The sequence below is a fragment of the Pseudoalteromonas luteoviolacea NCIMB 1942 genome (assembly GCF_001625595.1).
In the GTDB taxonomy this organism is placed as follows: Bacteria; Pseudomonadota; Gammaproteobacteria; order Enterobacterales; family Alteromonadaceae; genus Pseudoalteromonas; species Pseudoalteromonas luteoviolacea_A.
Genome location: NZ_AUXT01000057.1, coordinates 23,530 through 50,257, shown reverse-complemented (window position 1 = coordinate 50,257; position 26,728 = coordinate 23,530). Strand labels below are relative to the sequence as shown.

The 26,728-nt window shown below is 43.1% G+C and carries 25 protein-coding genes; 21 read left to right on the top strand and 4 right to left on the bottom strand.

Features of this window, described 5'->3' with window-relative positions:
* Positions 1-10: 10 nt before the first annotated feature.
* Positions 11-1,534, top strand: a complete 1,524-nt coding sequence (locus N482_RS04350) for a class I adenylate-forming enzyme family protein (RefSeq protein WP_063375954.1) — start codon at positions 11-13, stop codon at positions 1,532-1,534.
* 42 nt (positions 1,535-1,576) lie between these two features.
* Here N482_RS04350 and N482_RS04345 read toward each other — a convergent pair whose 3' ends face one another.
* From N482_RS04345 to pseB, 3 genes are read right to left on the bottom strand one after another with little or no spacing between them, the layout of a single operon-like run.
* Positions 1,577-2,707 (bottom strand): Gfo/Idh/MocA family protein, encoded by a 1,131-nt coding sequence (locus tag N482_RS04345; protein WP_063375912.1) that lies wholly within the window; start codon positions 2,705-2,707, stop codon positions 1,577-1,579.
* 10 nt (positions 2,708-2,717) lie between these two features.
* Positions 2,718-3,896, bottom strand: a complete 1,179-nt coding sequence (gene pseC / locus N482_RS04340) for a UDP-4-amino-4,6-dideoxy-N-acetyl-beta-L-altrosamine transaminase (RefSeq protein WP_063375911.1) — start codon at positions 3,894-3,896, stop codon at positions 2,718-2,720.
* Positions 3,893-4,894 (bottom strand): UDP-N-acetylglucosamine 4,6-dehydratase (inverting), encoded by a 1,002-nt coding sequence (gene pseB / locus N482_RS04335; RefSeq protein WP_063375910.1) that lies wholly within the window; start codon positions 4,892-4,894, stop codon positions 3,893-3,895. The genes pseC and pseB overlap by 4 nt, the downstream gene beginning before the upstream one ends.
* Positions 4,895-5,120: 226 nt before the next feature.
* On the opposite strand from pseB, the gene N482_RS04330 reads away from it, so the two are divergent.
* Complete coding sequence (locus tag N482_RS04330) at positions 5,121-5,906, top strand: flagellin (protein ID WP_063375909.1); 786 nt, start codon at positions 5,121-5,123, stop codon at positions 5,904-5,906.
* A 152-nt stretch (positions 5,907-6,058) separates the two neighbouring features.
* Positions 6,059-7,498, top strand: coding sequence for a sigma-54 dependent transcriptional regulator (locus tag N482_RS04325; protein ID WP_063375908.1), 1,440 nt, complete (start codon positions 6,059-6,061; stop codon positions 7,496-7,498).
* A 14-nt stretch (positions 7,499-7,512) separates the two neighbouring features.
* Here the strand turns inward: N482_RS04325 and N482_RS04320 are convergent, their stop codons facing one another.
* Positions 7,513-8,118 (bottom strand): DNA-3-methyladenine glycosylase I, encoded by a 606-nt coding sequence (locus N482_RS04320; RefSeq protein WP_063375907.1) that lies wholly within the window; start codon positions 8,116-8,118, stop codon positions 7,513-7,515.
* A gap of 226 nt (positions 8,119-8,344) precedes the next feature.
* On the opposite strand from N482_RS04320, the gene N482_RS04315 reads away from it, so the two are divergent.
* The 18 genes from N482_RS04315 to flhA all read left to right on the top strand — a co-directional run bounded on the left by N482_RS04315 (position 8,345) and on the right by flhA (position 26,721).
* The gene (locus N482_RS04315) at positions 8,345-9,454 is read left to right on the top strand and encodes a sensor histidine kinase (protein ID WP_063375906.1); all 1,110 of its coding nucleotides are present in this window, start codon (positions 8,345-8,347) and stop codon (positions 9,452-9,454) included.
* Positions 9,451-10,857 (top strand): sigma-54-dependent transcriptional regulator, encoded by a 1,407-nt coding sequence (locus tag N482_RS04310; RefSeq protein WP_063375905.1) that lies wholly within the window; start codon positions 9,451-9,453, stop codon positions 10,855-10,857. Before N482_RS04315 ends, N482_RS04310 begins: the two co-directional genes overlap by 4 nt.
* A 164-nt stretch (positions 10,858-11,021) precedes the next feature.
* Positions 11,022-11,357: a flagellar hook-basal body complex protein FliE gene (gene fliE / locus N482_RS04305; protein WP_063375904.1), complete on the top strand. Its 336-nt coding sequence runs from the start codon at positions 11,022-11,024 to the stop codon at positions 11,355-11,357.
* Between the two features lie 25 nt (positions 11,358-11,382).
* Positions 11,383-13,101, top strand: coding sequence for a flagellar basal-body MS-ring/collar protein FliF (gene fliF / locus N482_RS04300; RefSeq protein ID WP_063375903.1), 1,719 nt, complete (start codon positions 11,383-11,385; stop codon positions 13,099-13,101).
* Positions 13,094-14,134 carry a flagellar motor switch protein FliG gene (gene fliG / locus N482_RS04295; protein ID WP_063375902.1) on the top strand — a complete coding sequence of 347 codons (1,041 nt, stop codon included), beginning with the start codon at positions 13,094-13,096 and terminating at the stop codon, positions 14,132-14,134. Before fliF ends, fliG begins: the two co-directional genes overlap by 8 nt.
* Before the next feature lie 3 nt (positions 14,135-14,137).
* Positions 14,138-14,956, top strand: a complete 819-nt coding sequence (gene fliH, locus N482_RS04290) for a flagellar assembly protein FliH (protein ID WP_063375901.1) — start codon at positions 14,138-14,140, stop codon at positions 14,954-14,956.
* 20 nt (positions 14,957-14,976) lie between these two features.
* Complete coding sequence (gene fliI, locus N482_RS04285) at positions 14,977-16,320, top strand: flagellar protein export ATPase FliI (RefSeq protein ID WP_063375900.1); 1,344 nt, start codon at positions 14,977-14,979, stop codon at positions 16,318-16,320.
* Positions 16,320-16,766 carry a flagellar export protein FliJ gene (gene fliJ, locus N482_RS04280; protein ID WP_063375899.1) on the top strand — a complete coding sequence of 149 codons (447 nt, stop codon included), beginning with the start codon at positions 16,320-16,322 and terminating at the stop codon, positions 16,764-16,766. Before fliI ends, fliJ begins: the two co-directional genes overlap by 1 nt.
* Before the next feature lie 83 nt (positions 16,767-16,849).
* Positions 16,850-19,144 carry a flagellar hook-length control protein FliK gene (locus N482_RS04275; protein ID WP_063375898.1) on the top strand — a complete coding sequence of 765 codons (2,295 nt, stop codon included), beginning with the start codon at positions 16,850-16,852 and terminating at the stop codon, positions 19,142-19,144.
* A 46-nt stretch (positions 19,145-19,190) separates the two neighbouring features.
* The gene (gene fliL / locus N482_RS04270; RefSeq protein WP_063375897.1) at positions 19,191-19,715 is read left to right on the top strand and encodes a flagellar basal body-associated protein FliL; all 525 of its coding nucleotides are present in this window, start codon (positions 19,191-19,193) and stop codon (positions 19,713-19,715) included.
* A gap of 9 nt (positions 19,716-19,724) precedes the next feature.
* Positions 19,725-20,819: a flagellar motor switch protein FliM gene (gene fliM, locus N482_RS04265; protein WP_063375896.1), complete on the top strand. Its 1,095-nt coding sequence runs from the start codon at positions 19,725-19,727 to the stop codon at positions 20,817-20,819.
* 24 nt (positions 20,820-20,843) lie between these two features.
* On the top strand, positions 20,844-21,239 hold the full coding sequence (fliN, locus tag N482_RS04260) for a flagellar motor switch protein FliN (RefSeq protein WP_063375895.1): 396 nt from the start codon (positions 20,844-20,846) through the stop codon (positions 21,237-21,239).
* An 11-nt stretch (positions 21,240-21,250) separates the two neighbouring features.
* Positions 21,251-21,622 (top strand): flagellar biosynthetic protein FliO, encoded by a 372-nt coding sequence (gene fliO, locus N482_RS04255; RefSeq protein WP_063375894.1) that lies wholly within the window; start codon positions 21,251-21,253, stop codon positions 21,620-21,622.
* A gap of 5 nt (positions 21,623-21,627) precedes the next feature.
* Positions 21,628-22,371, top strand: a complete 744-nt coding sequence (gene fliP, locus N482_RS04250; RefSeq protein ID WP_063375893.1) for a flagellar type III secretion system pore protein FliP — start codon at positions 21,628-21,630, stop codon at positions 22,369-22,371.
* Between the two features lies 1 nt (position 22,372).
* On the top strand, positions 22,373-22,642 hold the full coding sequence (gene fliQ, locus N482_RS04245; protein WP_063375892.1) for a flagellar biosynthesis protein FliQ: 270 nt from the start codon (positions 22,373-22,375) through the stop codon (positions 22,640-22,642).
* Position 22,643: 1 nt separating this feature from the next.
* Positions 22,644-23,423, top strand: a complete 780-nt coding sequence (gene fliR, locus N482_RS04240; protein ID WP_063375891.1) for a flagellar biosynthetic protein FliR — start codon at positions 22,644-22,646, stop codon at positions 23,421-23,423.
* A 9-nt stretch (positions 23,424-23,432) separates the two neighbouring features.
* Positions 23,433-24,563 carry a flagellar biosynthesis protein FlhB gene (gene flhB / locus N482_RS04235; protein WP_063375890.1) on the top strand — a complete coding sequence of 377 codons (1,131 nt, stop codon included), beginning with the start codon at positions 23,433-23,435 and terminating at the stop codon, positions 24,561-24,563.
* A gap of 58 nt (positions 24,564-24,621) precedes the next feature.
* Positions 24,622-26,721, top strand: coding sequence for a flagellar biosynthesis protein FlhA (gene flhA / locus N482_RS04230; protein WP_063375889.1), 2,100 nt, complete (start codon positions 24,622-24,624; stop codon positions 26,719-26,721).
* The last annotated feature ends 7 nt before the right edge of the window (positions 26,722-26,728 follow it).

Sequence of the window (26,728 nt, the reverse complement as noted above, 5' to 3'; positions counted from 1 at the left end):
TGAGAGCGGTATGGACAGCATCTATTCAATATTTAAAAGCAATGTAGAAGCGCACCCTGAAAAAACTGCAGTGGTATTTAAGCATACATTTTTAAGTTATCGTGCGCTTGACGATCAAGTAACGCGTGTAGTGACATATTTTCAACATATAGGACTTCAGTCAGGCCATCGTGTTGCGCTCTTTGCCCCAAATGGCATTGAGTATCCTGTGGTGTTATTAGCGATAGCAAGAATGGGGCTTGCAGTTGTGCCACTTCCTATCAGCTTAAAAGGTGCAGCACTTGAGATTGCTTTGAAAAAAACGCCCGTTGCAGCTGTGATAGCATGGCCATCGATTAGCCGGCTTTTACTCGATAAAGGGCTCGTGGAGCAACAAAAATTAGTCAGCTTTGAAAAAAGTGTTGCCGGCGAGGTAACTTGGCCTGAAGTGTTGTCTGGCACTTATGTGAGTTCGGACAGAGGTGCATTACCTGCACAACAATCTGAGCCTGACATACATGCTCCGTACATTTTAACGATGACTTCAGGCTCTACGGGAACTCCAAAGCCGATAGTATTAAGTCAGCATTGCAAAATCATGCGAGCAAAAGAAGCGACCGAAATATATTACCAGTTAAATCAGAATGATAAAGTTTTAGTTGCCACCCCCCTTTATCATTCATTAGCGCAGCGTGGGGTATTAATGCCCTTATTATTGGGGGCAACTACGGTGATCATGCCAAAGTTCGCGCTTAAAGGTTGGTTGAATGCCATCGAAACACACAAGATTACTTTTTTATTTGCAGTTTCTGCGCAGCTGGAAAGCTTCCTCGGATACCAAGGAGAAAACTATAACCTGAGCTCGCTAAGATGTGTCGTTTCGTCTTCTGCGGTATTGAATGCCGAATCAAAGCGGGCCTTACTCGGTAAATTACATTGTGCTTTTCATGAGTGTTATGGTGCATCAGAAGTCGGTGTGGTGACCGATTTTTGTGTCTCAAATATGCCAGAAAAAAACGGCAGCGTTGGTGCGCCACTACCATTTGTTGAGGTGAAAATCACCGATGAGCAGCGTGAGCAAGTGGCAATAGGCCAAGTTGGTGAAATTGCCTGTAAAACGATAACTGGTTTCAGCGGATATCATAAATTACCAGAGGCAACAGAGGGTGCGTATGATCAGAGAGACTACTTTTATACGGGTGATTTAGGCTATTTGGATGATCAATGTTATTTGTATTATGTAGGCCGTAAAAAGGAAGTTATTTCAAGCGGTGGTATTAATATTTTTCCTCAAGACATAGAAGCTGTGATAAAGCGCCACCCCAATATTGTGGACTGTGTTGCCTTTGGCTGTCACGATCAGCAACTGGGTGAGGTAATAAAAGTTGTCTATGAGCAACGAGGTGAAGAAGATTTAGACAGATCACTACGAATGATGTGTTTACAAGAATTAACCGACTATCAACAGCCAAGGCAATTAACTCGATTATCCGAGCTGCCTCGCAATCAAATGGGCAAAGTGCTGAGAAATGATGTGAAACTACAAAATCAGTAGTAGGTAGGTGAAGGTATCTGATACTTTCACCTATCATGAGTACTATAGGTTTTGCCATTGCCCAGATTTGCTAGAACGTGTGGCTGCTTCAAATAACGCTAAGCCATCTTTTGCCTGCAAAAAACCAAATACATATTCATTACTAACGGGTTGAGCATTCAGGTAGCTCAATAATGCATCGTGAATATCGGTATAGAGGTTAGCAAATGCTTCGACAAACCCCGTAGGGTGGCCCGGTTTCATACGGTTATATCTAAATTGGTGGGCGTATTGGCATTGGCCAGCTCTATCTAAAATTTCCCGACGTCCGTCGTTGTAATTTAACTCAAGCTCGTCAGGATTTAGTTGATACCAATGCGCACTGCCTTCAGTACCATAAATACGTATTCTTAAGCCATTACGGTGACCTATAGCCGTTTTCGACATCCACATGCTACCTGTCACATTCTGTGGGTACTTTAGTAGCATTTGTACATCATCAACTAATTCTGTGTACTCCGAATGTGTAGCAAATAGAGCACTCGTTTGAAGCGGTTCAAGCTCAAGTAAGTAACTCGAAAGGTGATGCAAGTGCACACCAAGGTCTAGACAGATTGTCGGTACTGCATAGTCTTTTAAACGCCAAGATTGTGGTGGCGCAGCCTTCCCCGCTATTTCTGGTGGGCGTTTAAATCCCTCTTGTGGCATTTCTAAATGGATTTTTTGAATACTTCCTAGCTTTTTACTTTTTATAAGGTTTTTAAGCTCTCTGACCATGGCGTAGCCAGAGTAATTAAATGTCACCGCTAAAAAGTGTTTTTCTGGGTCATACATTTTTTCTAATTGCGCAATCTCCGCGCTACCACATACTAAGGATTTTTCGCAAATCATAGGCACATTTAGTTGCAGTAGCGTCTCAAGTACCTCAAGATGGTGTGGAGTCGGTGTAAGCACGACAACAGCATCAATGTTATCTCGCTCATGCGAGAGCATTTCACGCCAATCTGAGTAAGTATGCTCAGCAGCTATTCCCCATTGTTGCGCAGTGGCTAAATTGCAGTCTTCGTGACGGCTAAATGCGCCTGCCACTACTTTAAATCTGTTGTCTAATTGTGCAGCTGAAAAATGTACGTATCCCACTGCTGAGTTGGCACCACCGCCGATAAATGCAAGTTTTAAACACTGTGTTGACATGCATACATTCCTATTGGCTTCGCGCCTTCAATGTTGTGAGTGTTTCAATTAATGTTGTTGCTATGTAGTCTTGGTCAATTTCCGATAATTCAGGGAACAACGGGAGGGTCACCGCACTGTGATAGTAGTCTTCAGCGCCTTGGCAATGCCCAGATTTAAAACCAAGTGATTGATAATAAGGTTGTAGATAAATGGGAATATAATGAACATGACAGAAAATCCCTTGCGCGCGTAACGTCTCGACAAGGCGCTTATGTAATTCAGGGTTAGTATCTGAGATCCTGATTACATATAAGTGATAAGCGTTATAAACATCTTCGCTTTGCCTTAATGGGGTGATGTCTTCGCTCTGTATAAATAGTTGATCGTAGTTCTGAGCGAGTTGGTTGCGCTTTTCTACAAACTCATCTAAACGCTGAACTTGCTGAGTGCCAAGCGCTGCATGTAAATCAGTCATTCTATAGTTAAAGCCAAGGGCTTGTTGCTCATAGTACCACGGACCATCAGCTTCGTTGTGTAGCAACCCTTGTTCAGCTGTAATACCATGACTTCTATACATCTTAAGCTTGGCGTTGATGGCAGAATCATTGGTAAGCGCCATACCACCTTCAGCTGAGGTGATGATTTTCACAGGGTGGAAACTGAATATGCAAATATCTGAATATTTACAGCTACCTACGGGGTCATCGAGATATTTTCCCCCGACAGCATGTGAGGCGTCTTCAATGATTTTGAAGCCATATTCTTGAGCCAGTGTACTGAGGGACTTCATATCGCAAGATTGGCCTGCAAAATGAACCGGAATAAGCACTTTTGGCAATGTGTTAGTTTGCTTCGCGTGCTCAAGCTTTAACTTCAATGCGTCTACCGATAAATTACCTGTTGTCGGGTCGATATCGACAAAATCAATTTTCGCTCCGCAGTACAAAGCACAGTTAGAAGAAGCGACAAATGAGTTTGGCGAGGTCCAGACAATATCATTATGGGTAACATCCAGTGCCAAACAGGCAATGTGCAAAGCTGATGTGGCACTGTTTGTTGCAGTGCCATATTGAACTTGGCAGTATTCTGTGACTGCATTTTCGAACTCGGGTACTTTTGGCCCTTGAGTCAGCCATGGGGAGTTCAATACTTCAACAACGGCGTCGATATCTTGTTGCGAGATTGCCTGCTTGCCATACGGGATCATAGCAAAGCCTGCTTGTTGAATTCGACAATTTCATCGACGGACAGGTATACAGAATTGGTAAGCGAATTATATTCTGAACCTGGTTTAACAGCGAGACCCTTCTCATTTAGAGCATTAGAATCAAAGTCATTGGTTCGGCTACTGAACTTTATACCTGGTGCGATAACGAAGTGATCTTTGAATTCATAGGTATCGAATGACAAATCTTCTGGACACATGACTTCATGCAGCTTTTCTCCAGGGCGAATACCAATAATTTTTTGTTCTAGGCCAGGAGCCATAGCGGTAGCGAGATCAGAGATTCTGATAGACGGTATTTTGGGAACGAAAATTTCTCCGCCGAGCATTCTTTCGAAGTTCTTTAATACAAAATCGACGCCTTGCTGTAGGCTGATCCAAAAGCGCGTCATGTCTGGGTGCGTAATTGGAATGTGTCCTACATTCTCATCGATGAATTTTTGGAATACAGGTACAACAGAACCTCGTGAACATACTACGTTGCCGTATCTAACAACAGAAAACAGTGTTCTGTGGCCACCGGCAATATTGTTAGCAGCAACGAATAGTTTATCAGATGCAAGTTTTGTAGCGCCGTAGAGGTTAATTGGATTTGCAGCTTTGTCTGTTGAAAGGGCGATAACTTTATCAACATCACAATCCAATGCCGCTTCAATCACATTTTCTGCACCGTTAATATTGGTTTTAATACATTCCATAGGATTGTATTCTGCGGCAGGGACTTGTTTTAAGGCAGCAGCATGGATGACATAATCTACACCTTGCATTGCTCGTCTCAATCTTTCTCTATCGCGTACATCGCCAATGAAGTAACGCATACAATGTTGATTGAAAACTTGCTGCATTTCGAATTGTTTTAGCTCATCGCGTGAAAAAACAATAATCTTTTTAGGGCGATACCTTTCAAGTAGCGTTTTGACGTATTTCTTACCAAAAGAGCCGGTTCCGCCAGTGATTAGGATCGTTTTATTATCAAACATATTTTACCCATCTAAAGGTGCAATCATTTCTTTACACTATAGAAAAAAGTATTAGGTAAAGAGTTTGCGTCAGCACCCTAAAAAAAAGTGATTACTCAATACTTTATATCACTTTTTCAAATTTTGCAGTATTTAAACAGGCGTCATGGGTTAATTTATAGCAATAGATGACTTTTTGAGCGAGTAGGCGTAGACTAAAGGTACGAGCACTAGACTGGAGAGTGTGATGCAAATTAATTCGCCAAGTAATTCTTTTTTTAACCGTACAGAGCAAACCAACAATAAGTTAAGCCAGCAGTTGGCGACGGGCAAAAAGGTGAACTCAGCAGCTGATGATGCTGCGGCGCTTCAAATTATTAACCGACTGACATCCCAACAAGACGGTTTAAATCAGTCTGTAAGAAATGCCTATGATGGTATTTCTTACTCTCAAACTGCTGACTCCGCATTGTCAGGTGTTAATGATGCGGTTGGCCGTATTAGAGAGCTCTCTATTCAATCTGGAAATGGTGCTTTGTCTGACAGTGATAGACAAGCATTGCAAGATGAAGTTTCTCAGCTTCAGTCGCAAATCACCGAAACGTTTGAGAATACAACGTTTGGTGGTGACCCTTTATTTGATGGTCAACAGACTAGCTTTCAGGTTGGCCCTGATGCTAACACAACACAAAGCTTTACCCCAACCGACGGTACGGTTGCAACAGGTATTTTAAGTGTTGACGTATCGACACAAGCCGGTGCACAAGCGGCAATCACAGCAGCTGATCAGGTTGCAAAAGATGTTAATTCTCAAAGAGCGCAACTTGGTGCATTTGAAAATACGTTGGATAGCACGATAAGAGGCCTTGGTAACCAAAGCGACAGAATTGCGGAAAGCCAAAGTCGAATCGCTGACACGGATTTTGCGCAAGCAACCGCAGAGAAAACAGCAAATGATATTTTGTCTCAAACTTCAATTGCACTTAGAGGTCAAGCAAACCAGTCAGCTTCGTCCGTTCTGAGCCTTTTATAGTAAAAATTAATGCTTTTGTATTGATACAAAACATATCGAGTGGCATTTATTTGGCGTTTATGTCAATAAATCGCCACTTAGGTATTGCATCCCTAACATACTCCCTTACAATCTCTCCTATAGACTTATAAAAACACTTGGATCCAGTCCAAATGATACTGATCATCGATAACAACAATAATCGTGCTTCTGGATTAGCTGCAGCACTGACATTTTGCGGGCAGGCTGCAAAAGTAACTGCGGAGTCAGAATTTACCCCAGAGTTGGTCAAGAAATATCAAGAATGTACAATTGTACTTGGTGCACTAAATGGATTGGATCACGAGCACCATATTAAGAAATTACCAGCTCAACCTTTTATCCTTGTGGGTGAAACACTTCGGCCTTTGATGTCACTAGCCAATGTGATTGGCTTAATTAGTGAGCCATTTAGTCATGATGTCACTATGCAGTTGTTACATGACTGTCAGCAATATTTAAGTTTACTGCCAGGGCAAAGCGGACAGAATAAAGATGCTAGAGCATTCGATGGTCTAGTCGGTGATACTGAAGCCGTGAAAGAGGTTCGCTTTTTAATTTCTCAGGTTGCTAAAACCGATGCCAATGTCCTCATTCTAGGAGAATCCGGTACAGGTAAAGAAGTGGTCGCTAGAAACGTCCACTTGCTGTCAAATCGTTCTTCAGGTCCATTTGTACCAGTAAATTGTGGTGCGATCCCTGGAGAGTTGCTTGAAAGTGAATTGTTTGGTCATGAGAAAGGTGCGTTTACGGGCGCGATATCGGCTCGTAAAGGGCGATTTGAATTAGCACAAAATGGCACTCTATTCTTGGATGAAATTGGTGACATGCCCTTACAAATGCAGGTTAAATTATTAAGGGTTTTACAAGAGCGTAGTTATGAGCGAGTGGGTGGTACTAAGCCTATTCAGGCTAATGTACGTGTAATTGCGGCCACACACCGCAACCTTGAAGAAATGATTGAAACGGGCAAGTTTCGTGAAGATTTGTTTTATCGACTCAATGTATTTCCAATTGAAAACCCTTCATTAAGCCAGCGTGTTGACGACATTCCATTGTTACTCAAAGAATTGCTCCGCCGTGTGACTGAACAAGGCAATAAAGGGGTTAAGTTTACTGATCGAGCTATTGAGAGCCTTAAAGCACATGCTTGGCCGGGTAATATTCGAGAGTTGGCAAATTTAGTGGAGCGTATGGCGATCATGTTCCCTGAAAAGTTGGTCGACGTCACCGATTTGCCAACCAAATACCGTTACATTGAAGTTGAGGCATTCGAGCCGGAGTATCCGGAGGAGTTACTAGAAAAAGATGCCTTTAATGAGTTGTTTAGCGATGGCTTCAGTGAGTTTGATGAAGAAGATGAGATAGACAATGCTGCTGAGCAACCACTTCTTGGCCTGTTGCCAGACGAGGGAATCGAGTTAAAGGACTATCTTGCAGAGTTAGAAGTGAGTTTAATCATACAAGCATTAGAAAGGTACGACTATGTTGTAGCACGCGCTGCTGAAATATTAGGTGTTAGACGCACTACGCTCGTAGAAAAAATGAAAAAATACAATTTGAACCGAGATTAATCGGTTCAGATTGACTAGTTCAACAGAGATCTAAGGTCGAGAGACTTTGCATGTTCAATCAATGGATTCTTTCTAAAGCAGTCGTTATCGTGATCGTTTACCATACCGCTGGCTTGCATATGTGCGTAAACAGTCGTAGGACCTAAAAACTTAAACCCTCTCTTTTTTAAATCCTTTGCGAAGCGCTCACTAATTTCAGTGGTAGCTGGGTAGTCTTCTCTCCCTCGGATGTCGTTGATAATGGGCTCAAAATCAACATAACTCCACTGGTACTTGGCAAAGCTACCATATTCTTGTTGTACTGCAATAAAGCGTTGAGCATTATTTATCGTGGCTTTAATTTTTGCCCTATTACGTATAATTCCCGGGTTGTCCATTAGTTGTTCAACATCTGTTTCAGTCATTTTGGCAACAGCTTCGACATCAAAACCTTTAAATGCAGCTCGGTAGTGCGTTCTTTTTTTCAATATTGTGTACCAGCTTAGCCCTGCTTGAGCTGATTCAAGCGTAATAAACTCAAAAAGCTTATTGTCGTTCCAAATAGGCACCCCCCACTCTTCGTCATGATAAGCAACGTAGTCTGGTTTGCTAGCATCCAGCCATAAACATCTAGTGCACATAGCGGTTCCTTTTTAGCGTCTGTCAAATAATCGACCCCTGCATGTAAAAAGCAGGTAGTCAGTGAACAATAATTCTAGATTAACTATATTTTATATCTGTATAAAAATACAGTGTCAAAGTTTTGTTAGCATTTAAATTGAGTTTAACTTAATGAAATATATATATAAATAAAAATGGCACAAGGATTGCTTTATCTATGTTAGGAAGATTCATGAGAGTAGTGTCATGGCGTTAGCAAAAGTGATAAATCCACAATTTGTGCCAGAAAACCAATTCGACCCTTGTCTGTTGCAAGAGGCTTATGTTGGTGAACTGAGCGACCTGAGGCAGCAAGCGAGTTGGTTGAGCCATTTGGTTGATACAATGCCTGCTGGTGTTGTTGTATTGGACGGGCAGGGCATGATCGCAAAGGCAAATCAAATTGCCAAAGATATGCTTGGAGAGCCATTAGAGGGTGAGAAGTGGTTTAACATCATTCAGCGTTCTTTTAGTCCGCAACAAGATGATGGTCATGAGGTGTCTTTGCGAGATGGTAGACTCATCAAGTTGGAGATCACGGCACTTACGCCTGAGCCAGGTCAGTTAATATTAATGACTGATTTAACAGAAACACGCAAATTACAGGCGAGAGTCGCCCATATGCAAAGATTGAGTGCACTTGGCAAAATGGTTGCGTCATTGGCGCATCAAGTACGCACCCCGCTCTCTGCCGCAATGCTTTACGGCGCAAATTTAGGCAGCGCTAATCTGCCAACGCCATCTAGAGAAAAGTTTCATAATAAACTTATGTCTCGTCTCAAAGATTTAGAAAGCCAAGTTAATGACATGTTGTTATTTGCCAAAAGTGGCGAGCAGCAAGTTGTTGAGCGGGTCTCCATGCAACAATTGCTGAATGAAGTCAAAGTTGGCGCAGATGCGATGTTGTCATTGAATAGCGCGGCGATGGAAGTAATTTTACCAGAGCCAGATATCGAAATTATTGGTAACAAGACGGCGCTTGCGAGTGCAATCCAGAACTTGATCCACAATAGTGTTCAAGTTATCGGGGCTGGTGCAAAAATAACTTTGCACGCGACCCGAGAAACAGAAGACGAGCACGTAAGGATTTCTGTTAGTGACAATGGCCCAGGGGTAGATTTGTCTCAGGCTGACAGATTATTTGAACCGTTTTTTACAACCAAATCACAAGGTACAGGCCTTGGGCTGGCAGTCGTCAGCTCGGTGGCGAATTCACACAAAGGGCGTGTTGAAGTAGACAACATGCCAAGCGGAGGAGCGTGTTTTAGCATGCTATTACCGATTTCTCAACACACTCAGCTTCAGGAGGTCGTATGAGTAACAAAATTCTAGTCGTTGAAGATGACGCAGGTTTACGCGAAGCACTCTTAGATACTTTAGAGCTTGCTGGTATTGAATGTGTTGAGGCGGATAGTGCAGAGCAAGCTATGGTACTGCTCAAGCAACAAAGCTTTTCGCTGGTTGTCAGTGACGTGCAAATGGGGCAAATGAGCGGTATTGATTTGCTTAAGAGCATTAAATTAAATTACCCACATTTACCTGTTTTAATGATGACCGCATACGCCACCATTGATGATGCTGTTGAAGCAATGAGGCTCGGTGCCATTGATTATATGGCAAAGCCGTTTGCACCAGAAGTCTTGCTGAATATGGTTAGCCGCTACATGCCTGAGAAGGAAAAAGAGACCGAAGGGCCGATAGTAGCGGATGTGAAAAGCTTCCAGTTATTAAATTTAGCCAAGAAAGTGGCGCAATCTGATGCCAGTGTCATGGTGTTAGGGCCCAGTGGCTCTGGTAAAGAAGTACTTGCAAGATACATTCACGACAGTTCGGAGCGAAGCAATGAACCATTCGTTGCAATTAATTGTGCTGCTATTCCAGAGAACATGCTTGAAGCGACTTTATTTGGTTATGAAAAAGGCGCATTTACCGGTGCTATTCAAGCGTGCCCAGGCAAATTTGAACAAGCCCAAAAAGGGACTATCTTGCTCGATGAGATTACTGAGATGGACCTAGGGTTACAAGCTAAATTGCTCCGCGTTTTACAAGAGCGAGAAGTCGAAAGACTTGGTGGTCGCAAAACAATAGAATTAGATGTACGGGTATTGGCGACCAGTAACAGAGACCTTAAAGAAGCGGTTGCTGAGGGCAAATTCAGAGAAGATTTATATTACCGATTAAATGTATTTCCGTTAACTTGGTTACCATTGAAAGATAGAGCTGCGGATATTGTTCCTTTGGCAAGCCACTTAATGGATAGGCACTGCCAGAAGTCTGGTCAGTCAACTCCTAAGTTGTCATCGGGTGCGCAAGAAAAACTATTGCAACACGCTTGGCCTGGAAATGTGAGAGAGCTTGATAATGTTGTACAAAGGGCTCTAATTTTACAGCAGGGTAGTGAAGTGGCTGACTCAGATATATTCATCGAAAACTTTGAACCGGTTGAATTAGACGTCTCGGCTATATCAGTAAGTAGCCCAGTAGAATTGGATGTTTCGCCTTATGAAAATACAACCGAAAATCATACCAGTTCAAGCAGTGGCGATGCGTTAAGTTACAAAGAGGAGCTTCAAGATAAAGAACATCAAATTATCCTCGATACATTGACCCGCTGTAACGGCAAAAGAAAGGATGTTGCCGAAATTTTAGGGATCAGTCCCCGTACATTACGTTACAAACTGGCTAAAATGAGAGACTTAGGTTTGCCAGTACCTGCCTAAATCGTAAATTGGCCAAGTATAAGCTTGGCCAATTTATCCCTGTCAAAATTCTGTCCTACCGAGCACCCTTACAGGTTCGATGTAACCTATTGATATTTATAGAATAAAAGTTGGCACGATAGGTGCATTTAACTATTCATATGTAATCTCACAGGGTGAGCAATATGAAAATTCAAAACACCGGTTTATATCAAGAAATGCAGTCAATGGCTTCTCAAGCAGGCAGGATCCAGCCAGAGACTAAAGTACCAGCTCAAGCGACTGCAGCTACGTCTAGTGCCCAGTTTGGCGATATACTTTCAAATGCGTTGAATAACGTTGCTGATTTACAAAGAGATACAAAAGCAAAAGTAACTGCGGTTGAGATGGGTGACAGAAGCGTCTCTTTGGCAGAAGCTATGATTGCGAAAAACAAGTCATCTGTAGCTTTCGAAGCGACTGTTCAGGTGCGTAATAAGCTCGTAGAAGCTTATAAAGATATCATGAGCATGCCGGTGTAATTCAGAGAGTTAGTGGAGAGTAACTGTGGCTACAAATCAATCGACAGATTTAGCACTTTCAGATGGTCCAGCAGGAGCAGTAACTGAAGGTGCTGAAACACAGCAAGAGCAAAAATCTGGTTATTTCAGTGCTTTAAGCGGCGTTGATATGCTACGTCAAGTTACGCTCGTAATCGCACTGGCAATATGTTTAGCAATCGCTGTATTTATTATTATCTGGGCACGTCAACCTGACATGCGCCCGTTAGGTCAGTATCCGACTGATGAGCTTGTTCAAACGCTCGACTTTTTAGATGCGCAAAAAATTGAATATGACCTAGATGGTAACACCATCATGGTTGCGGAAACTGATTATCAAAATATCAAACTAAAGATGGCTCGAGACGGCTTTACGCAATCACCATCGTCAGGCACAGACATTTTGATGCAAGACATGGGATTTGGTGTAAGTCAGCGTCTTGAAAGAGAAAGACTTAAGCACAGCCGTGAACAGCAACTAGCGAGAACCATTGAAGAGTTGCAAGATATCAACAGAGCAAAAGTGCTTTTGGCAATTCCAAAAGAGAATGTATTTGCTCGTCGCGAGAAAAAACCTTCTGCAACGGTTGTATTAACCATGAAACGTGGCCGTACACTCGATGGTGAAGAAGTAGATTCAATTGTTGATATTGTTGCATCAGCCGTTCAAGGGTTAGAGCCATCACGCGTTACAGTAACGGATCAAAATGGTCGCTTGTTAAATTCAGGCTCTCAGGATTCTCTAGCTGCACGCTCTCGTAAAGAGTATGAAATTGAGCGTAAACGCGAATCTGAATATTTATCGAAAATTGACAGCATAATGATCCCAGTCGTTGGCTTAGGCAACTTTACGGCTCAGGTTGATTTGACGATGGACTTCAGTGCAATAGAAGAAACACAGAAGCGTTTTAACCCAGATTTACCTGCGGTAAGAAGTGAAACTACGTTTGAAGAGAGTAATATCGGCGGCATAACAGCTGGTATTCCTGGTGCATTGACAAACCAACCGCCAGTAGACTCCAATATTCCAGAAATCGCAGGTGCTGGTGGCAGTGGTAAAGGCACTACACCAACACGCTCGCAAAAAGAAGCAACACGTAACTATGAACTAGACACCACTATTTCACATAGACGTCAACAAACTGGAGTTATCCGCCGTATCAGTGTATCAGTGGCTGTCGATTATGTTGCCAAGGCTGACGCTGAAGGCAATATGGCTATGACGCCTCGCTCACAAGAAGAATTGAATAATATACGCCGACTATTACAAGGTGGTGTTGGATTTGATATGCAGCGTGGTGACGCATTAGAGGTTGTGACAGTCCCATTCGTACGTGAAGATATCTTAGAAGCGTCAGAAATGCCTTTATGGGAGCAAGAATGGTTCATGAAGGTTGTAAGACTGGTGGCAGGTGCTTTGGTAATCATCGTATTGATTATGGCTGTAGTTCGCCCTATGCTGAAGAGATTGATATACCCAGATGACACACTAGAAGAATATGATGAAGATGCATTAACTGCTGGTGTTGACTTAGGTGATAGTACACTTGATATGCTAAGTAATGACTTTGATGAATCAGCTGTTGGCTTCTCTTCCGATGGTACATTACAATTGCCAGACTTACATGGAGATGAAGATCTATTGAAAGCGGTTCGAGCGCTAGTGGCCAATGAACCTGAGCTTTCTTCACAAGTGGTCAAAGCGTGGTTAACTGAAGATGAGTGATGAAGAACAAAAACAACTGCCGCAAGCTTTCGATGTTGAGAAGCTAGATGGGGTCGATAAGGCCGCCATCTTGCTACTCAGCCTTACGGAAGAAGATGCGGCGCAGATATTAAAACACCTTGAGCCAAAGCAAGTACAGAAAGTGGGTATGGCTATGGCTGCGATAGATGACTTATCTCAGTCGAAAATCAGTGCAGTGCATAACCTTTTCATTGAGCAAATACAAAGCTTTAGTACAATCGGATTTCAATCTGAAGACTTTATTAAAAAGGCTCTTACCGCAGCGCTTGGTGAGGATAAAGCGGCAAGTCTTATCGATCAAATTGTTATGGGGTCTGGCGCGAAAGGGCTTGATTCACTTAAATGGATGGACTCTAAGCAGGTTGCTAATATTATTCGCAACGAGCACCCACAGATCCAAACGATTGTATTGTCTTATCTAGAACCTGAGCAGTCAGCAGAGATCCTTTCTCAGTTTACTGAGAAGGTAAGGCTCGACTTGACTATGCGTATTGCCAATTTAGAAGAAGTACAGCCAGCGGCACTACAAGAGCTAAATGAAATTATGGAGAAACAGTTTGCGGGTCAAGCTGGTGCGCAAGCTGCGAAGATGGGTGGCCTCAAAGCCGCTGCAGACATTATGAACTACCTAGATACGAATGTTGAAGGGCAGTTAATGGACTCAATTCGTGAACATGACGAAGAAATGTCACAGCAAATTCAAGACTTAATGTTTGTCTTTGAGAACTTGATGGACGTAGAAGATCGAGGCATCCAAGCGATCCTTCGTGAAGTACAGCAAGATGTACTGATGAAAGCGATTAAAGGTGCTGATGATTCATTGAAAGACAAGATCTTAAGTAATATGTCTAAACGTGCAGCCGATATGATGGCGGACGACCTAGAAGCGATGCCACCTGTTCGGATCAGTGAAGTCGAAGCTGCACAGAAGGAAATCCTAGCGACGGCAAGAAGGCTTGCCGACTCTGGTGAAGTCATGCTTGGTGGTGGCGGCGGTGAGGAGTTCCTGTAAATTATGTCTGAGCCAAAGCTATATCGCGGTAAACCTGTTCACGGTGAAGCTGTTGATGCATTACTAGAGCATCTTGAAGACTGGGACATTCCTGATGTCAAAGAAGACTTGAGCGGCTTATCAGGTCGTTCAACAGCAATGGGTACTCCACTCGAAGAGCTATATACGAAAACTGAGCGACAAACTGAGCCAGAAACCGTTGAGGCAGAAATTCCGACACTGACACTGGAGGAGCTTGAGCAGATCCGTCAAGATGCCTACGATGAAGGGTTGAAGCAGGGCCATGAGCAAGGATATATCGAAGGCTTTGAAAAAGGAGCTAAAGAAGGTAACGAAGCTGGGCTCAAAGAGGGGATTGAATCAGGTAAACAGCAAGGCATAGAAGATGCCAAGCCACTTATTGAAGAACGTTTGCAAATGCTATCAACCCTCGTCGACAAGCTAAATGAACCACTGCACCAATTGGATGAAGCTTGTGAAAAGCAACTTATTCAGCTTGTCAGTTTATTGACACAGCAAATTACCTTTCATGAACTAAAGACAAGCCCAGACTTGATTCTTCAAGCACTTAAGAAAGGTCTAGACGCTTTGCCCATTACAGAGGTGCAATTGAAAGTACATCTACACCCAGAAGATTTGACTCTCGTGGAAGAGGCCTACGGCAGTGAGATGCTAGAAAAACAAAGGTGGCAACTGATCCCGGAACCTACGCTAGAGCGAGGTGGATGTGAAATTAAATCACCAATTTCATCGATAGATCTGACCGTTAAAAACCGCATAACTGAAATATTGGAGAAGTTTTTGCATGATAGCGGTATCTAGTATTTATCGCTACAATATTCATGACAGAAACTGAGCTTCAACATCAGCCACTGGCACAAAGAATTAGTTCATATCAAAAACATATCCAGCCTTATGGGGTTGCCGTCGCTGGCAGCCTAACTCGCGTTGTTGGCTTAACCCTTGAGGCAAAGGGTTTAAACGCCGCGGTGGGAAGCCAGTGTAAAATCGAAACGATCAACGGTTTTGTAGATGCCGAAGTCATAGGCTTCAATGATGATATTTTGTATCTGATGCCAAATGATCATATTTCCGGAGTTCTCCCAGGTGCCAGAGTAATCCCTCAAGTGAAAGAATCTGGCTTACCTGTTGGCATGGGGCTGTTAGGACGTGTGGTAGACGGACTGGGTCGTCCACTAGATGGCCTCGGGGCAATTCAAGCCGATACTAGATTAAAGTTTGCACAAGCACCGATTAATCCGCTCGCTAGGCGTCCTATCAGTGAACCGATGGATGTAGGGGTAAGAGCCATTAATTCGATAATCACAGTGGGCCAAGGGCAACGTATGGGGTTGTTCGCTGGTAGTGGTGTCGGTAAGTCCGTTTTATTGGGCATGATGACTCGAGGCAGTGAAGCCGATGTCATTGTAGTGGGGTTGGTTGGTGAGCGTGGTCGAGAAGTAAAAGAGTTTATCGATGAAATTCTCGGTGTCGAGGGGCGACGACGGTCGGTGGTAGTCGCAGCTCCAGCAGATGCTTCCCCACTAATGCGATTGAAGGGGTGCGAAAGTGCAGTGACAATTGCTGAGTACTTTAGAGATCAAGGTCTAAATGTTTTGTTACTACTAGACTCTGTGACGCGTTATGCCATGGCACAACGTGAGATAGCTTTAGCGGTTGGCGAGCCGCCTGCAACAAAAGGCTATCCACCTTCGGTGTTTGCTAAGTTACCAGCGCTTGTAGAGAGAGCGGGTAACGGGGGAGAAGGACAGGGTTCTATTACAGCGTTTTTTACTGTTTTAAGTGAAGGGGACGATATGCAAGACCCCATTGCTGATTCCGCTAGGGCGATTTTAGACGGCCATATTGTACTGTCGCGAGATCTTGCTGACAGTGGTCACTATCCAGCTATCGATATTGAAAAATCCATTTCACGTGTCATGCCCCAAGTTATATCTGACGCACATATGCAACAGGCCAGAGTGTTGAAACAAGTTTACTCCATGTACCAACAAAACAAGGATATGATTACTTTGGGGGCTTATCAACAGGGGAGCGACCCCATGCTAGATCAAGCGATTGCGATGATGCCAAGTGTGAATAGCTTTTTACAGCAGGGCATGAAAGAAGTACTTAATTACGATGAGTGCTTACAGGGTCTAGCACAACTATTAGGACAAGGCTAATGGCAGAAACCAAACTTGCACTGTTACATAGACTCGAATCAGACAAAGAAGATGGCCTGAGAGTTAATTTTGTTCAAGCTGAACGCAGTTTGCATGACAATCAGCAAAAGTTGAAAGGGTTAAATGACTTTCGTTTGGAGTACTCGCAACAACTGCACAACAAAGCGTTACAAGGGCTCAGTAGTAGCGGCTTTTCACAGTACCACAGCTTTATTAATAAAATTGAAGAAGCAATTAAGCAGCAGGCAAATACAGTTGCTACGGCAAAAAGGGTCGTGGAGCAAAGGCGTAAACTGTGGCTGACCCAACAGGCAAAAGTGAAAGCGATTGCAAAGCTAATAGAGAAAAAAGAGCTTGAAAAGCAAAAACGATTAGCAAAAGAAGAACAAAAAATGCTCGATGAGCTTGCAACAAACATCTTTATGAGACGCAAGTTGGCTAATTAATGGCTTAAAAATTGCATTTTTACAAAATAATAGAGTTATAAGTAGGCAAGTGGCGTTCGATTGCCACACTAAAAGGTGAGAATATGGTTAATGTTTCATTGGAAATTGGATTAAACAACACTGTTTCACCGCAGGATAGGCAGGTAGACGAAAGCTCTGATGGAAGAGGGTTTATGGCTATGCTGGCTGAAGCCAGCGAGCGAGGAGATGCAAAAGCTGCGATACAAAAAGAAGCTGATCAAGAAGAATTAACAAAGCAAGAAGCAAATGCAGAAAAGACGCGAACAGGTGAGGCGGAACAAGGCATTCAACGACCTTTACCAAAAGGGCTAGATGAGCCTTTAAAGCTTGATGACTCAAATCTACCCAAGTCCAACCAAGGTCCTGATGTTGTTTTAAAGGTTGAAACAGCCAATGAGGCGTCAAAGCCCAGCTCTACTTCTAATCCAGACACGTTGCTGTCCCAGATCAATGCGGCAAACAATCAAAAAACTGATGTGGAACATCATCTAGCACCAGTACCACAAGCATTAAAAGATCACCTTGGCAATGCAGAAAAGGTGGATGAGTTACCTATAAAAAGTGGTAAGAAAGGCCCGATTGATTTAATAGGTCCAATCGTTGTTCAAGATAAAGCGCAACAGGGTCAAGATACATCTAAAATCATGCCTGAAGAGGCTGTGAAGACTGATAGAAAAGTTGCAAATGTAGAGATTGCAAATTCATCGAAGCAACCTCAAGGACAAGTTGAAGTTGTCAAGCCAGTGCCCGCAGGACCAAGATATTCAGAAGGGCCGATTGGTGACCCGACAGATGGGGAAGTAACGGTAAGTGACACATCCAAAATGCTAGAAAGTGGCAATAGACCTTTGCCTCATGGCCAAGCTGAAGCATTTAACGGTGTTGCTAAAGAGCGAGAATGGCACTTACATGGTGAGAAAGAGTCAAAATCTGCGCCAGTTACTAGTCAAAAGCCTAATCCCGATGTTGAATCAAAAGTGGTAACACCAAAAGCAATTGAAAGTGAGCAAAAGGCACCAAATTTAATCAGTCAGTTGATGCAAAAGGAGCGCACCTCAGCCACACCAGAACAAGACAAAAAAATGGCTCAACCTTCGGTGAGTGAAGCGGTCGTGAAATTGCCAATCAACAAAAATATGGAAATGGCTACCGATAAACTTACTGAATCAGCAGCAATACCTGACTCTGACGGTGCAGAGATGTTAAAAAATACACCAAAGCAGGCCATTAGTGAGTTCGTGAACGTGCCAAAAGCGACTGAAGGTAAGTCGACGAGTGTGTCAGAGTTAAAGGCGATGGTCGATAACTTGTCACCGGAAGAAAAGCAAGAGCTGGAGAAGCTACTCAATGAGCGCCTCAATGACACTAAATCCACTGATTCCGCTTCTAGAAAGCAAGAAGCGGCACTTTATCATGCCCTAACAGGAAAATTGCCTAATTCAACAGCGTCAACAGCACAAGAAGGCAGTAGCATAGCTGGTAAAGTAACGAGTGAAACTGAGCAAAAAGACAGTGCACTAATAAATAGCTCCAAACAGAGTAATGATAAGCTTGAAAATGTGGTTAAAAGTGATGCTGCAGTTAAACCTGAGTTCACGTACAACAGCACGAAGGCCCCAGTAAAAGAGCAAGCAGCACCTGAGGTAAGCAAACAAACTGTGGCGGATGTTGCGGTGAATACTGAAGAGCAGGCCGAGTTACCAAGTGACTTTGAGGGGGAACAGCAAAATAGTGGTAATAATCAGCGCCAAGCTGCAAGCCAAAATGTGGAAAACGTTTTTAAGGCCATTCGCAGTTTAGGCAGCGAACAAATTCAGAGCAAAGAAGAATTTGAGCAGGTAATTCAGCAGGTTGAGCAGTCACGCCAAAACCAACAGACTTCTGTGCAGCAAACCAATGCTCAAGCTAAACTACAGGTAGATCCAGCGCTTGCACAGGCATTAAACTTGACTCGTAATGACGCTGCTAAAATGCTGCAAGAAAAAGTTAACATGATGGTTAACTTAAATAATAAGGAAGCTGAAATCAGACTAGACCCGGCAGAGTTAGGCAGCATGCAAATTCGAATTCGTTCAGATGCAGAGCAGGCTCAAATAAACTTTGTAGTGCAAAACCAACAAGCTAAAGAATTGCTAGAAGAGTCCATGCCTAAACTGAGAGAAATGTTAGAGGAGCAAGGCATTGAACTTGGCGAAAGTAATATCCAGCAGGAGTCTGAGGGAAATTCAAATAACGATGATGGCGAGCAACAAGGTCATGGAAAACTTGCTAATGAGGCCAGTGAAGCGCAAAATAATAAAGAACAATCAGTGACTAGCAGAAAACAAAGTGATTCGGCAATAGATTACTATGCTTAACAACTGCTATCATTAAGACAGAACGTAAATTAATAGAAGCGCACATATGGCTGAAGAAAGCGATTTAGAAATTGAAGAAGCGGGTGGTTCCAAAAAGAAGCTCATTATTATTATTGCTGCGGTTGTTGTCATTTTAGGTGGCGTTGCAGGCTTCTTTTTATTATCCGGTGGAGAGGAAGAAGAAGCTTCTTTAGCTGAAGAGTCTACAGTAGTACAAGAAGACTTGAGTGAGCAAAATGCGGCAGAAATGGGAAGCGCGCTCTATGTCGCGATGCCAAGACCGTTTGTATTCAATGTACCAGGTGCCAGTAGAGATAGAATTGTACAAATCAAAGTACAACTGTTAGTTCGTGGTGATGTAAATGAAGAAGTGACGAAAAAGCACATTCCACTCATCGAAGGTACATTGTTAAGTGTATTTTCTACCACAACCGCAGATGAATTGAGCACGAGTGCAGGTAAGGAGACATTGAGGTTGACTGCTTTAGATAAAGTTCAAGCAGCAATGGAAGGTGTCGAGGGCAGCAAAGTTATCGAACGAGTGCTGTTTACCGGTTTTGTAATGCAGTAGGAATCCCCTGTGAGCGATTTATTATCACAAGATGAAATCGACGCGCTATTACACGGTGTCGATGAAGTCGAAGAAGACGAAGTTCCCTCTGGTGAGGGAGGCGAGGATGCTAATGCCCTCCAGTATGACTTCTCCTCGCAAGACAGGATTGTGCGTGGGCGAATGCCGACGCTCGAAATTGTGAATGAGCGTTTTGCTAGGCATATGCGAATAAGTCTGTTCAATATGATGAGAAGGACCGCCGAAGTCTCAATCAATGGTGTTCAGATGCTTAAATTCGGCGAATACATTCACACGTTGTTTGTTCCGACCAGTTTGAACATGGTGAGGTTTCGTCCTCTCAAGGGGACTGGCCTAATCACCATGGAAGCAAGACTGGTTTTCATTTTGGTCGATAACTTTTTTGGTGGTGATGGACGCTATCACGCTAAGATTGAAGGGCGCGAATTTACCCCGACAGAACGCCGTATCGTACAAATGCTTTTGAAAATCATCTTTGAGGATTACAAAGAAGCGTGGGCTCCAGTAATGGATGTGTCGTTTGAATATCTTGATTCTGAGGTGAACCCTGCAATGGCAAACATTGTATCTCCTACAGAAGTAGTGGTGATCAGCTCGTTTCATATCGAATTAGACGGTGGGGGCGGTGATTTTCATATTTCCTTGCCATACTCGATGTTGGAACCGATCAGAGAACTGCTTGATGCAGGTGTTCAATCAGATACTGAGGATACAGATTTACGTTGGAGTAAAGCCCTACGTGATGAAATAATGGACGTTGAAGTAGAAATGTCCACCCAATTGCTTGAAGTTGATTTGTCGTTACAACAAATTATGGATTTGAAATCTGGCGATATCATCCCAGTCGAAATGCCAGAGCATATCACGGTGTTTGTAGAAGAACTGCCGACGTTTAGAGCGAAAATGGGTCGTTCGAGAGACAATGTGGCATTGCAAATAAGTGAAAAGATTAAACGTCCTGAGTCTGTTAAATCTGAGCTTCATGTATTTACCAAAGGTGGTAAAAAGCTCGATTCAGATGCAGAATTGGCTGAATTAGAAGAAGATCTGCACCTGTCTGAAGGTGTTGATCTTGATTGGTGATCAAGAATTTAAGGTAGTAAGTGCATGAGTGATGATCAAGATACGATGGATGAATGGGCTGCAGCGCTTGCCGAAGCAGAAGATGCTGACCAAGGAAGTGCTGAAGTTGCAGAGTTAGAAGAGTTAGAAGAAAGTGATGCGAATTTAAGCGCGGATGAAAAAAGAAAACTAGATACGATTTTAGATATTCCGGTCACCATTTCTATGGAAGTAGGTAGGTCGAAAATTAATATCCGAAACTTACTTCAATTAAACCAAGGCTCAGTGGTTGAGTTGGACAGAGTGGCAGGTGAACCGCTCGATGTACTAGTAAATGGTACGTTAATTGCGCACGGTGAAGTGGTTGTTGTCAACGACAAGTTTGGTATCAGGCTCACCGATGTAATTAGCCAAGTCGAGCGAATTAAGAAGCTTAGATAGTAGAATAAGTCATGACTTGGATACTCTTTACGAATGCGGCAGCCGCAACGCAGCCGCAAGGGCCTAGTTTGGAGATAGTAACGGTTGCATTGTCACTGATCTCTATCATCGCGCTTATCATTGGTCTGGCTTGGTTAGTAAAACGTATCAACCCCAATGTGGGTAATAACCAAGATTTCAAAGTCATTCGCAGCTTGCCATTGGGTACTCGCGAAAGGCTGCTCGTAATTGAAATTGATGATAAACAACACCTACTCGGCGTTACCCCGCAAAATATTAACTATTTATACCAATTAGAAACCCCATTAAGTGAAAATCAAGCCGCGCCTTTTGTTAAAGAGTTAAGTCGCTTTGTGGGTCAACCGATAAAAAAAGAAAAGTGAAAACCATGCTTCGATTCCTTTTAATTTTAGCTTTAGCTGTATTTCTACCCCAAGTGAGCGCAAATGACGGTTTTGAAGCATTAAGTGTGACGACTAACCCTGATGGTTCTCAAGAGTACTCGGTAACTCTCCAAGTACTTGCGATGATGACTGCGCTTAGCTTTATTCCTGCTGCGGTTATTATGATGACCTCATTTACACGGATCATTGTGGTTTTGGCTATTTTGCGTCAAGCGATAGGATTACAGCAATCACCGTCAAATCAGATTTTGGTTGGCATGTCGTTGTTTTTGACCTTTTTCATTATGGCGCCAATTTTCAGCCAAATACATGAGCAGGCGGTTCAGCCCTATTTAAAAGAAGATATGACGTCTATACAGGCGTTGCACGCGGCGAAGGAACCCATCAAAGCGTTTATGTTGTCACAGACTCGCATAAAAGATCTTGAGACATTCGCAAAAATTGCCGGCTACGACAAACTAGACAGCCCAGAAGACACGCCCTTTGTAGTGATTATTCCTGCCTTTGTTACCAGTGAATTACAGACTGCATTTATTATTGGGTTTATGTTTTTCATTCCGTTCCTGATTGTTGATCTGGTGGTCGCCAGTGTCTTGATGGCTATGGGTATGATGATGCTTTCCCCTATGATTGTTTCGTTGCCGTTTAAAATTATGCTGTTTGTTTTAGTAGATGGTTGGTCGCTAGTTATGGGTACACTGGCCCGAAGTTTTGGATTAGGGGTGTAATATGGAACCAGAAGTTTTTGTAGACATTTTAAGTGACTCGTTATTTCTGGTGATAAAATTGGTGGCTGCCATAGTGGTACCGGGTTTGATTATTGGTTTAATCGTGTCGGTGTTTCAGGCTGCCACATCTATTAACGAACAAACACTGAGCTTCTTGCCTAAACTGATCATTACACTGGTAGCCCTTATTGCTGGTGGACATTGGATGACTCAAGAGTTAATGGACTTTTTCAAATTGATGGTCATGCGTATTCCTGAAATCGCGGGTTAGTATGGAAATTCTTTTTTCTGAATTAATGCAAGGGCTAAGCGACTTTATACTGCCTTTGATACGTATTAGCTCGATGATTATGGTAATGGCGGGTCTTGGTGCGCAAAGTGTATCGAAACGGATCAAACTTTGCCTCTCCATTGTGGTGACTTTGGTGGTTGCCCCCGCTATTCCCCAATCTCAATTTACAGAACTCTTCTCTTTTCAAATGGTTTTGGTGGTCATCCAGGAAATGATCATAGGTATTGCAATTGGCTTTGCGTCTTTGTTATTGCTAAATACATTTATCGTTGCAGGTCAGGTGCTTGCGATGCAAACAGGCCTAGGTTTCGCCTCGGTTGTTGACCCGTCAAACGGACTGAGTGTACCGGCTGTGGGCCAGTTTTATTTGATTCTTGCTACGTTGCTATTTTTTGTTTTCAATGGGCACTTGATGATGTTTCAAATGATTGTTTTTAGCTTTCAATCTTGGCCAATAGCGGGAGATTGGTGGCACGTCGACAATTATTGGCAAATTGCTACATGGGGCTCATGGCTCTTTGCCACGGCGCTATCGCTGTCCTTAGCCCCACTTACGGCGATGTTAGTTATTAACTTAGCATTTGGTATCATGACGCGAGCAGCGCCTCAGATGAATATCTTTTCTGTGGGTTTTGCATTTACACTCGTGGCTGGTCTAACTATCATTTGGGCGACAATGGGGAACTTTACTATGCAGTATGAGTTTCAGTGGCTTAAAATGACTGAGCTGATGTGTAATTTAGTCGGTTGTACAGTTTAGGAGGCTGAAATGGCTGAAGATTCAGGTCAAGAACGCACCGAAGAACCCACCTCAAAAAAGATTGGTGATGCCAGAAAGAAAGGCCAGGTTGCTCGTTCAAAAGAGTTAGGAACTACCTTTGTATTAATTTTTTCTGCTGTGGCATTGATTCTTTATGGTGCGGATATTGCGAAAGGCTTGTACAACATAATGGGCCGCATGCTGACACTAAACCGTAATGAAACCTATGATACAACTAAAATGTTTGCCGTGTGGGGAGATGCCTTCTCAGAATTGTTCTTCCCTATGTCAATGTTTGTTTTAATTATTCTTGTAGCTGGAGTGATCGGTAATACGCTGTTGGGCGGCTTTAATTTTAGCTGGGAAGCTGCTGCGCCAAAAGCGAGTAAAATGTCGCCCATGAAAGGCATTAAGCGCATGTTAGGGCCACAAGCTGCAGTAGAGTTAATTAAATCCGTTTTGAAATTCGTGCTGGTTGCAGGCTTTGCCATCTTATTTATCAAGTGGATGTTTTACGACATTTTGCACCTCAGTATCGAGTCGGTACCAGGTAGTGTTATCCATGCACTGGAAATTTTAGCTTGGCTCTTTTTGGCGCTCAGTTGTACGATGATTGTTATTTCAGCAATTGATGCGCCTTATCAAAGTTATAACCACCACAAACAGTTAAAAATGACACTTCAAGAGGTTAAGGATGAGTACAAAAACTCTGAAGGTGATCCGCAAATTAAAGCGCGTATTAGAAGAACGCAGCGTGAAATGTCTCAGCGCAGAATGATGCAAGATGTGCCTGATGCAGATGTGGTAGTAACAAACCCAACCCACTATTCTGTGGCGTTAAAATATGACACCGAAAAAGCAGGTGCCCCAATGGTGATTGCGAAAGGAGTTGATGAATTGGCCATGCAAATTCGTAAGGTTGCTAAAGGCAACGAAGTACCAATTGTTGAATCGCCAGTGCTGACACGTTCTTTGTATCACACGACTGAAGTAGGGGACCAGATCCCTGATAAGTTGTTTACAGCTGTCGCGCAGGTGCTAGCTTATGTATTCCAGCTCAAAAAGTTCAATAAGGGACGCGGTAGAAAACCTACAGCACTCAATAAAGACTTACCAATTCCAGATAATATGAAACACTAATAGTTGGAATGAAGATTGCTTTAACTTATTTGCGTCAATAAATTGAAGTTGATAAGTTATGGATTTTAAAGCGGTTCTACAACAAATAAATAGAGACAAAAAAGATTATGCAAAAGGTATTGGTACACCGTTACTGGTACTTGCAGCATTGGCCATGGTTATTTTACCAATGCCCCCATTCTTGTTGGATATCCTATTTTCATTCAATATCGCACTTGCGCTAGTTGTGTTGTTGGTAACTGTTTACACCATGAAGCCACTAGAATTTGGTATGTTCCCCGCAGTTTTACTTATTGCAACTATCATGAGGTTGGCGCTGAATGTTGCGAGTACGCGAGTTGTTTTGCTTGAAGGTCACAACGGCGGAGACGCAGCCGGTAAAGTGATTGAAGCATTTGGCTCGGTTGTAATTGGTGGTAACTATGCAGTTGGTTTAGTCGTATTCTTAATTCTTATTATCATTAACTTTGTTGTAATAACCAAAGGTGCGGGCCGTATTTCAGAAGTATCAGCACGTTTCACTTTGGATGCTATGCCAGGTAAACAAATGGCGATTGATGCCGACCTAAATGCGGGGTTCATCTCGGCAGAAGACGCAAGAGCAAGACGAGATGAAGTTACGCGGGAAGCGGATTTCTACGGTTCTATGGATGGTGCAAGTAAGTTTGTGAAAGGGGATGCAATAGCAGGTATCGTAATCCTTGCGATCAACATTATTGGCGGCTTATTTGTTGGTATGGTACAGCATGATCTGACGTTCTCTCGTGCGATGGAAGTGTACACTTTGCTCACCATTGGTGATGGGCTAGTCGCTCAGTTACCATCTTTACTTCTTTCAATCGGTACCGCGATTGTTGTTACTCGTCAGAACGAATCTCACAATATGGGTGAGCAAGTAACACAGCAGCTAGGAAACGAGAAGTCTTTATTTATTGCCTCAGGCATTTTGATTGTAATGGGCTTAGTACCTGGGATGCCACATGTCGCGTTCTTAGGACTTGGTAGCTTTATGGGTGGGTTGGCCTACTACTCGAAGCAGCATAAAGAAAAAGCAGCTGCAGAGAAAGCCGAAGAAGAAGCACAAGGAACTCAGGTTGCAAACAAGCAGCAGGATCAAAAAGAGCTGGGCTGGGATGATGTACAGCCTGTTGATGTAATTGGTTTAGAGGTTGGATATCGCTTAATTCCGCTTGTAGATCAAGCACAAGGTGGTGAGTTATTAAACCGCATTAAGGGTGTTAGAAAGAAATTATCACAAGAGCTTGGCTTCTTGGTGCCACCAGTACATATTCGTGACAATTTAGAATTGGATCCAAATGCATACAAGATTACCTTAATGGGGGTTGGCTCTGGTGATGGCGAACTAAAGCATGGTGATGAACTCGCGATTAACCCTGGTCAGGTTTTTGGTCCGATTCAAGGTGTAGCGACCAAAGACCCTGCTTTTGGCTTAGAAGCTGTATGGATTAAACCTGATCAAAAAGACGAAGCGCACTCACTTGGTTATACCGTTGTTGATGCTGCAACCGTTGTTGCGACCCACATTAGTCAACTTTTGACTAATAATGCTTCACTACTGCTGGGCCATGAAGAAGTTCAAAACCTACTAGACATGCTTGCTAAAAGCCATCCTCGATTAGTTGAAGGCCTGGTACCAGACATTCTTCCACTGACGACAATTGTAAAAGTACTACAAAACTTACTCAACGAAGGCGTAGCAATAAGAGATATGCGCTCAATTGTTCAGACTTTAGTTGAGTATGGCCCGCGCAGCCAAGACCCGGATGTACTAACCGCTGCTGTAAGAATTTCACTACGCAGATTGATAGTTCAAGACGCAGTTGGAAACGCTGATGAGATACCTGTCATAACATTGGCGCCCGAGTTGGAACAGATGTTGCATCAGTCACTTCAGAACGCAGGTGATGAGGGGGCAGGCATAGAGCCAGGTCTTGCAGAGCGACTTCAAGGTTCATTGAGAGAAGCGCATCAAACGCAAGAAATGTTAGGCGAGCCGTCCATCTTATTAACCTCAGGTATGTTAAGAAGTGTTTTATCAAGATTTGTCAAACATACGATCCCTGGTTTGAGAGTGATGTCATATCAGGAAGTACCAGACGAAAGACAAATCAAGATTATTAGCTCTGTTGGGCAATAGAGGAATG

Coding starts and splice junctions, on each gene's coding strand:
- N482_RS04350 (WP_063375954.1), top strand. CDS start 11: ATGGACAGCATCTATTCAATATTTAAAAGCAATGTAGAAGCGCACCCT.
- N482_RS04345 (WP_063375912.1), bottom strand. CDS start 2,707: ATGTCAACACAGTGTTTAAAACTTGCATTTATCGGCGGTGGTGCCAAC.
- pseC (WP_063375911.1), bottom strand. CDS start 3,896: ATGATCCCGTATGGCAAGCAGGCAATCTCGCAACAAGATATCGACGCC.
- pseB (WP_063375910.1), bottom strand. CDS start 4,894: ATGTTTGATAATAAAACGATCCTAATCACTGGCGGAACCGGCTCTTTT.
- N482_RS04330 (WP_063375909.1), top strand. CDS start 5,121: ATGCAAATTAATTCGCCAAGTAATTCTTTTTTTAACCGTACAGAGCAA.
- N482_RS04325 (WP_063375908.1), top strand. CDS start 6,059: ATGATACTGATCATCGATAACAACAATAATCGTGCTTCTGGATTAGCT.
- N482_RS04320 (WP_063375907.1), bottom strand. CDS start 8,118: ATGTGCACTAGATGTTTATGGCTGGATGCTAGCAAACCAGACTACGTT.
- N482_RS04315 (WP_063375906.1), top strand. CDS start 8,345: ATGGCGTTAGCAAAAGTGATAAATCCACAATTTGTGCCAGAAAACCAA.
- N482_RS04310 (WP_063375905.1), top strand. CDS start 9,451: ATGAGTAACAAAATTCTAGTCGTTGAAGATGACGCAGGTTTACGCGAA.
- fliE (WP_063375904.1), top strand. CDS start 11,022: ATGAAAATTCAAAACACCGGTTTATATCAAGAAATGCAGTCAATGGCT.
- fliG (WP_063375902.1), top strand. CDS start 13,094: ATGAGTGATGAAGAACAAAAACAACTGCCGCAAGCTTTCGATGTTGAG.
- fliH (WP_063375901.1), top strand. CDS start 14,138: ATGTCTGAGCCAAAGCTATATCGCGGTAAACCTGTTCACGGTGAAGCT.
- fliI (WP_063375900.1), top strand. CDS start 14,977: ATGACAGAAACTGAGCTTCAACATCAGCCACTGGCACAAAGAATTAGT.
- fliJ (WP_063375899.1), top strand. CDS start 16,320: ATGGCAGAAACCAAACTTGCACTGTTACATAGACTCGAATCAGACAAA.
- N482_RS04275 (WP_063375898.1), top strand. CDS start 16,850: ATGGTTAATGTTTCATTGGAAATTGGATTAAACAACACTGTTTCACCG.
- fliL (WP_063375897.1), top strand. CDS start 19,191: ATGGCTGAAGAAAGCGATTTAGAAATTGAAGAAGCGGGTGGTTCCAAA.
- fliN (WP_063375895.1), top strand. CDS start 20,844: ATGAGTGATGATCAAGATACGATGGATGAATGGGCTGCAGCGCTTGCC.
- fliO (WP_063375894.1), top strand. CDS start 21,251: ATGACTTGGATACTCTTTACGAATGCGGCAGCCGCAACGCAGCCGCAA.
- fliP (WP_063375893.1), top strand. CDS start 21,628: ATGCTTCGATTCCTTTTAATTTTAGCTTTAGCTGTATTTCTACCCCAA.
- fliQ (WP_063375892.1), top strand. CDS start 22,373: ATGGAACCAGAAGTTTTTGTAGACATTTTAAGTGACTCGTTATTTCTG.
- fliR (WP_063375891.1), top strand. CDS start 22,644: ATGGAAATTCTTTTTTCTGAATTAATGCAAGGGCTAAGCGACTTTATA.
- flhB (WP_063375890.1), top strand. CDS start 23,433: ATGGCTGAAGATTCAGGTCAAGAACGCACCGAAGAACCCACCTCAAAA.
- flhA (WP_063375889.1), top strand. CDS start 24,622: ATGGATTTTAAAGCGGTTCTACAACAAATAAATAGAGACAAAAAAGAT.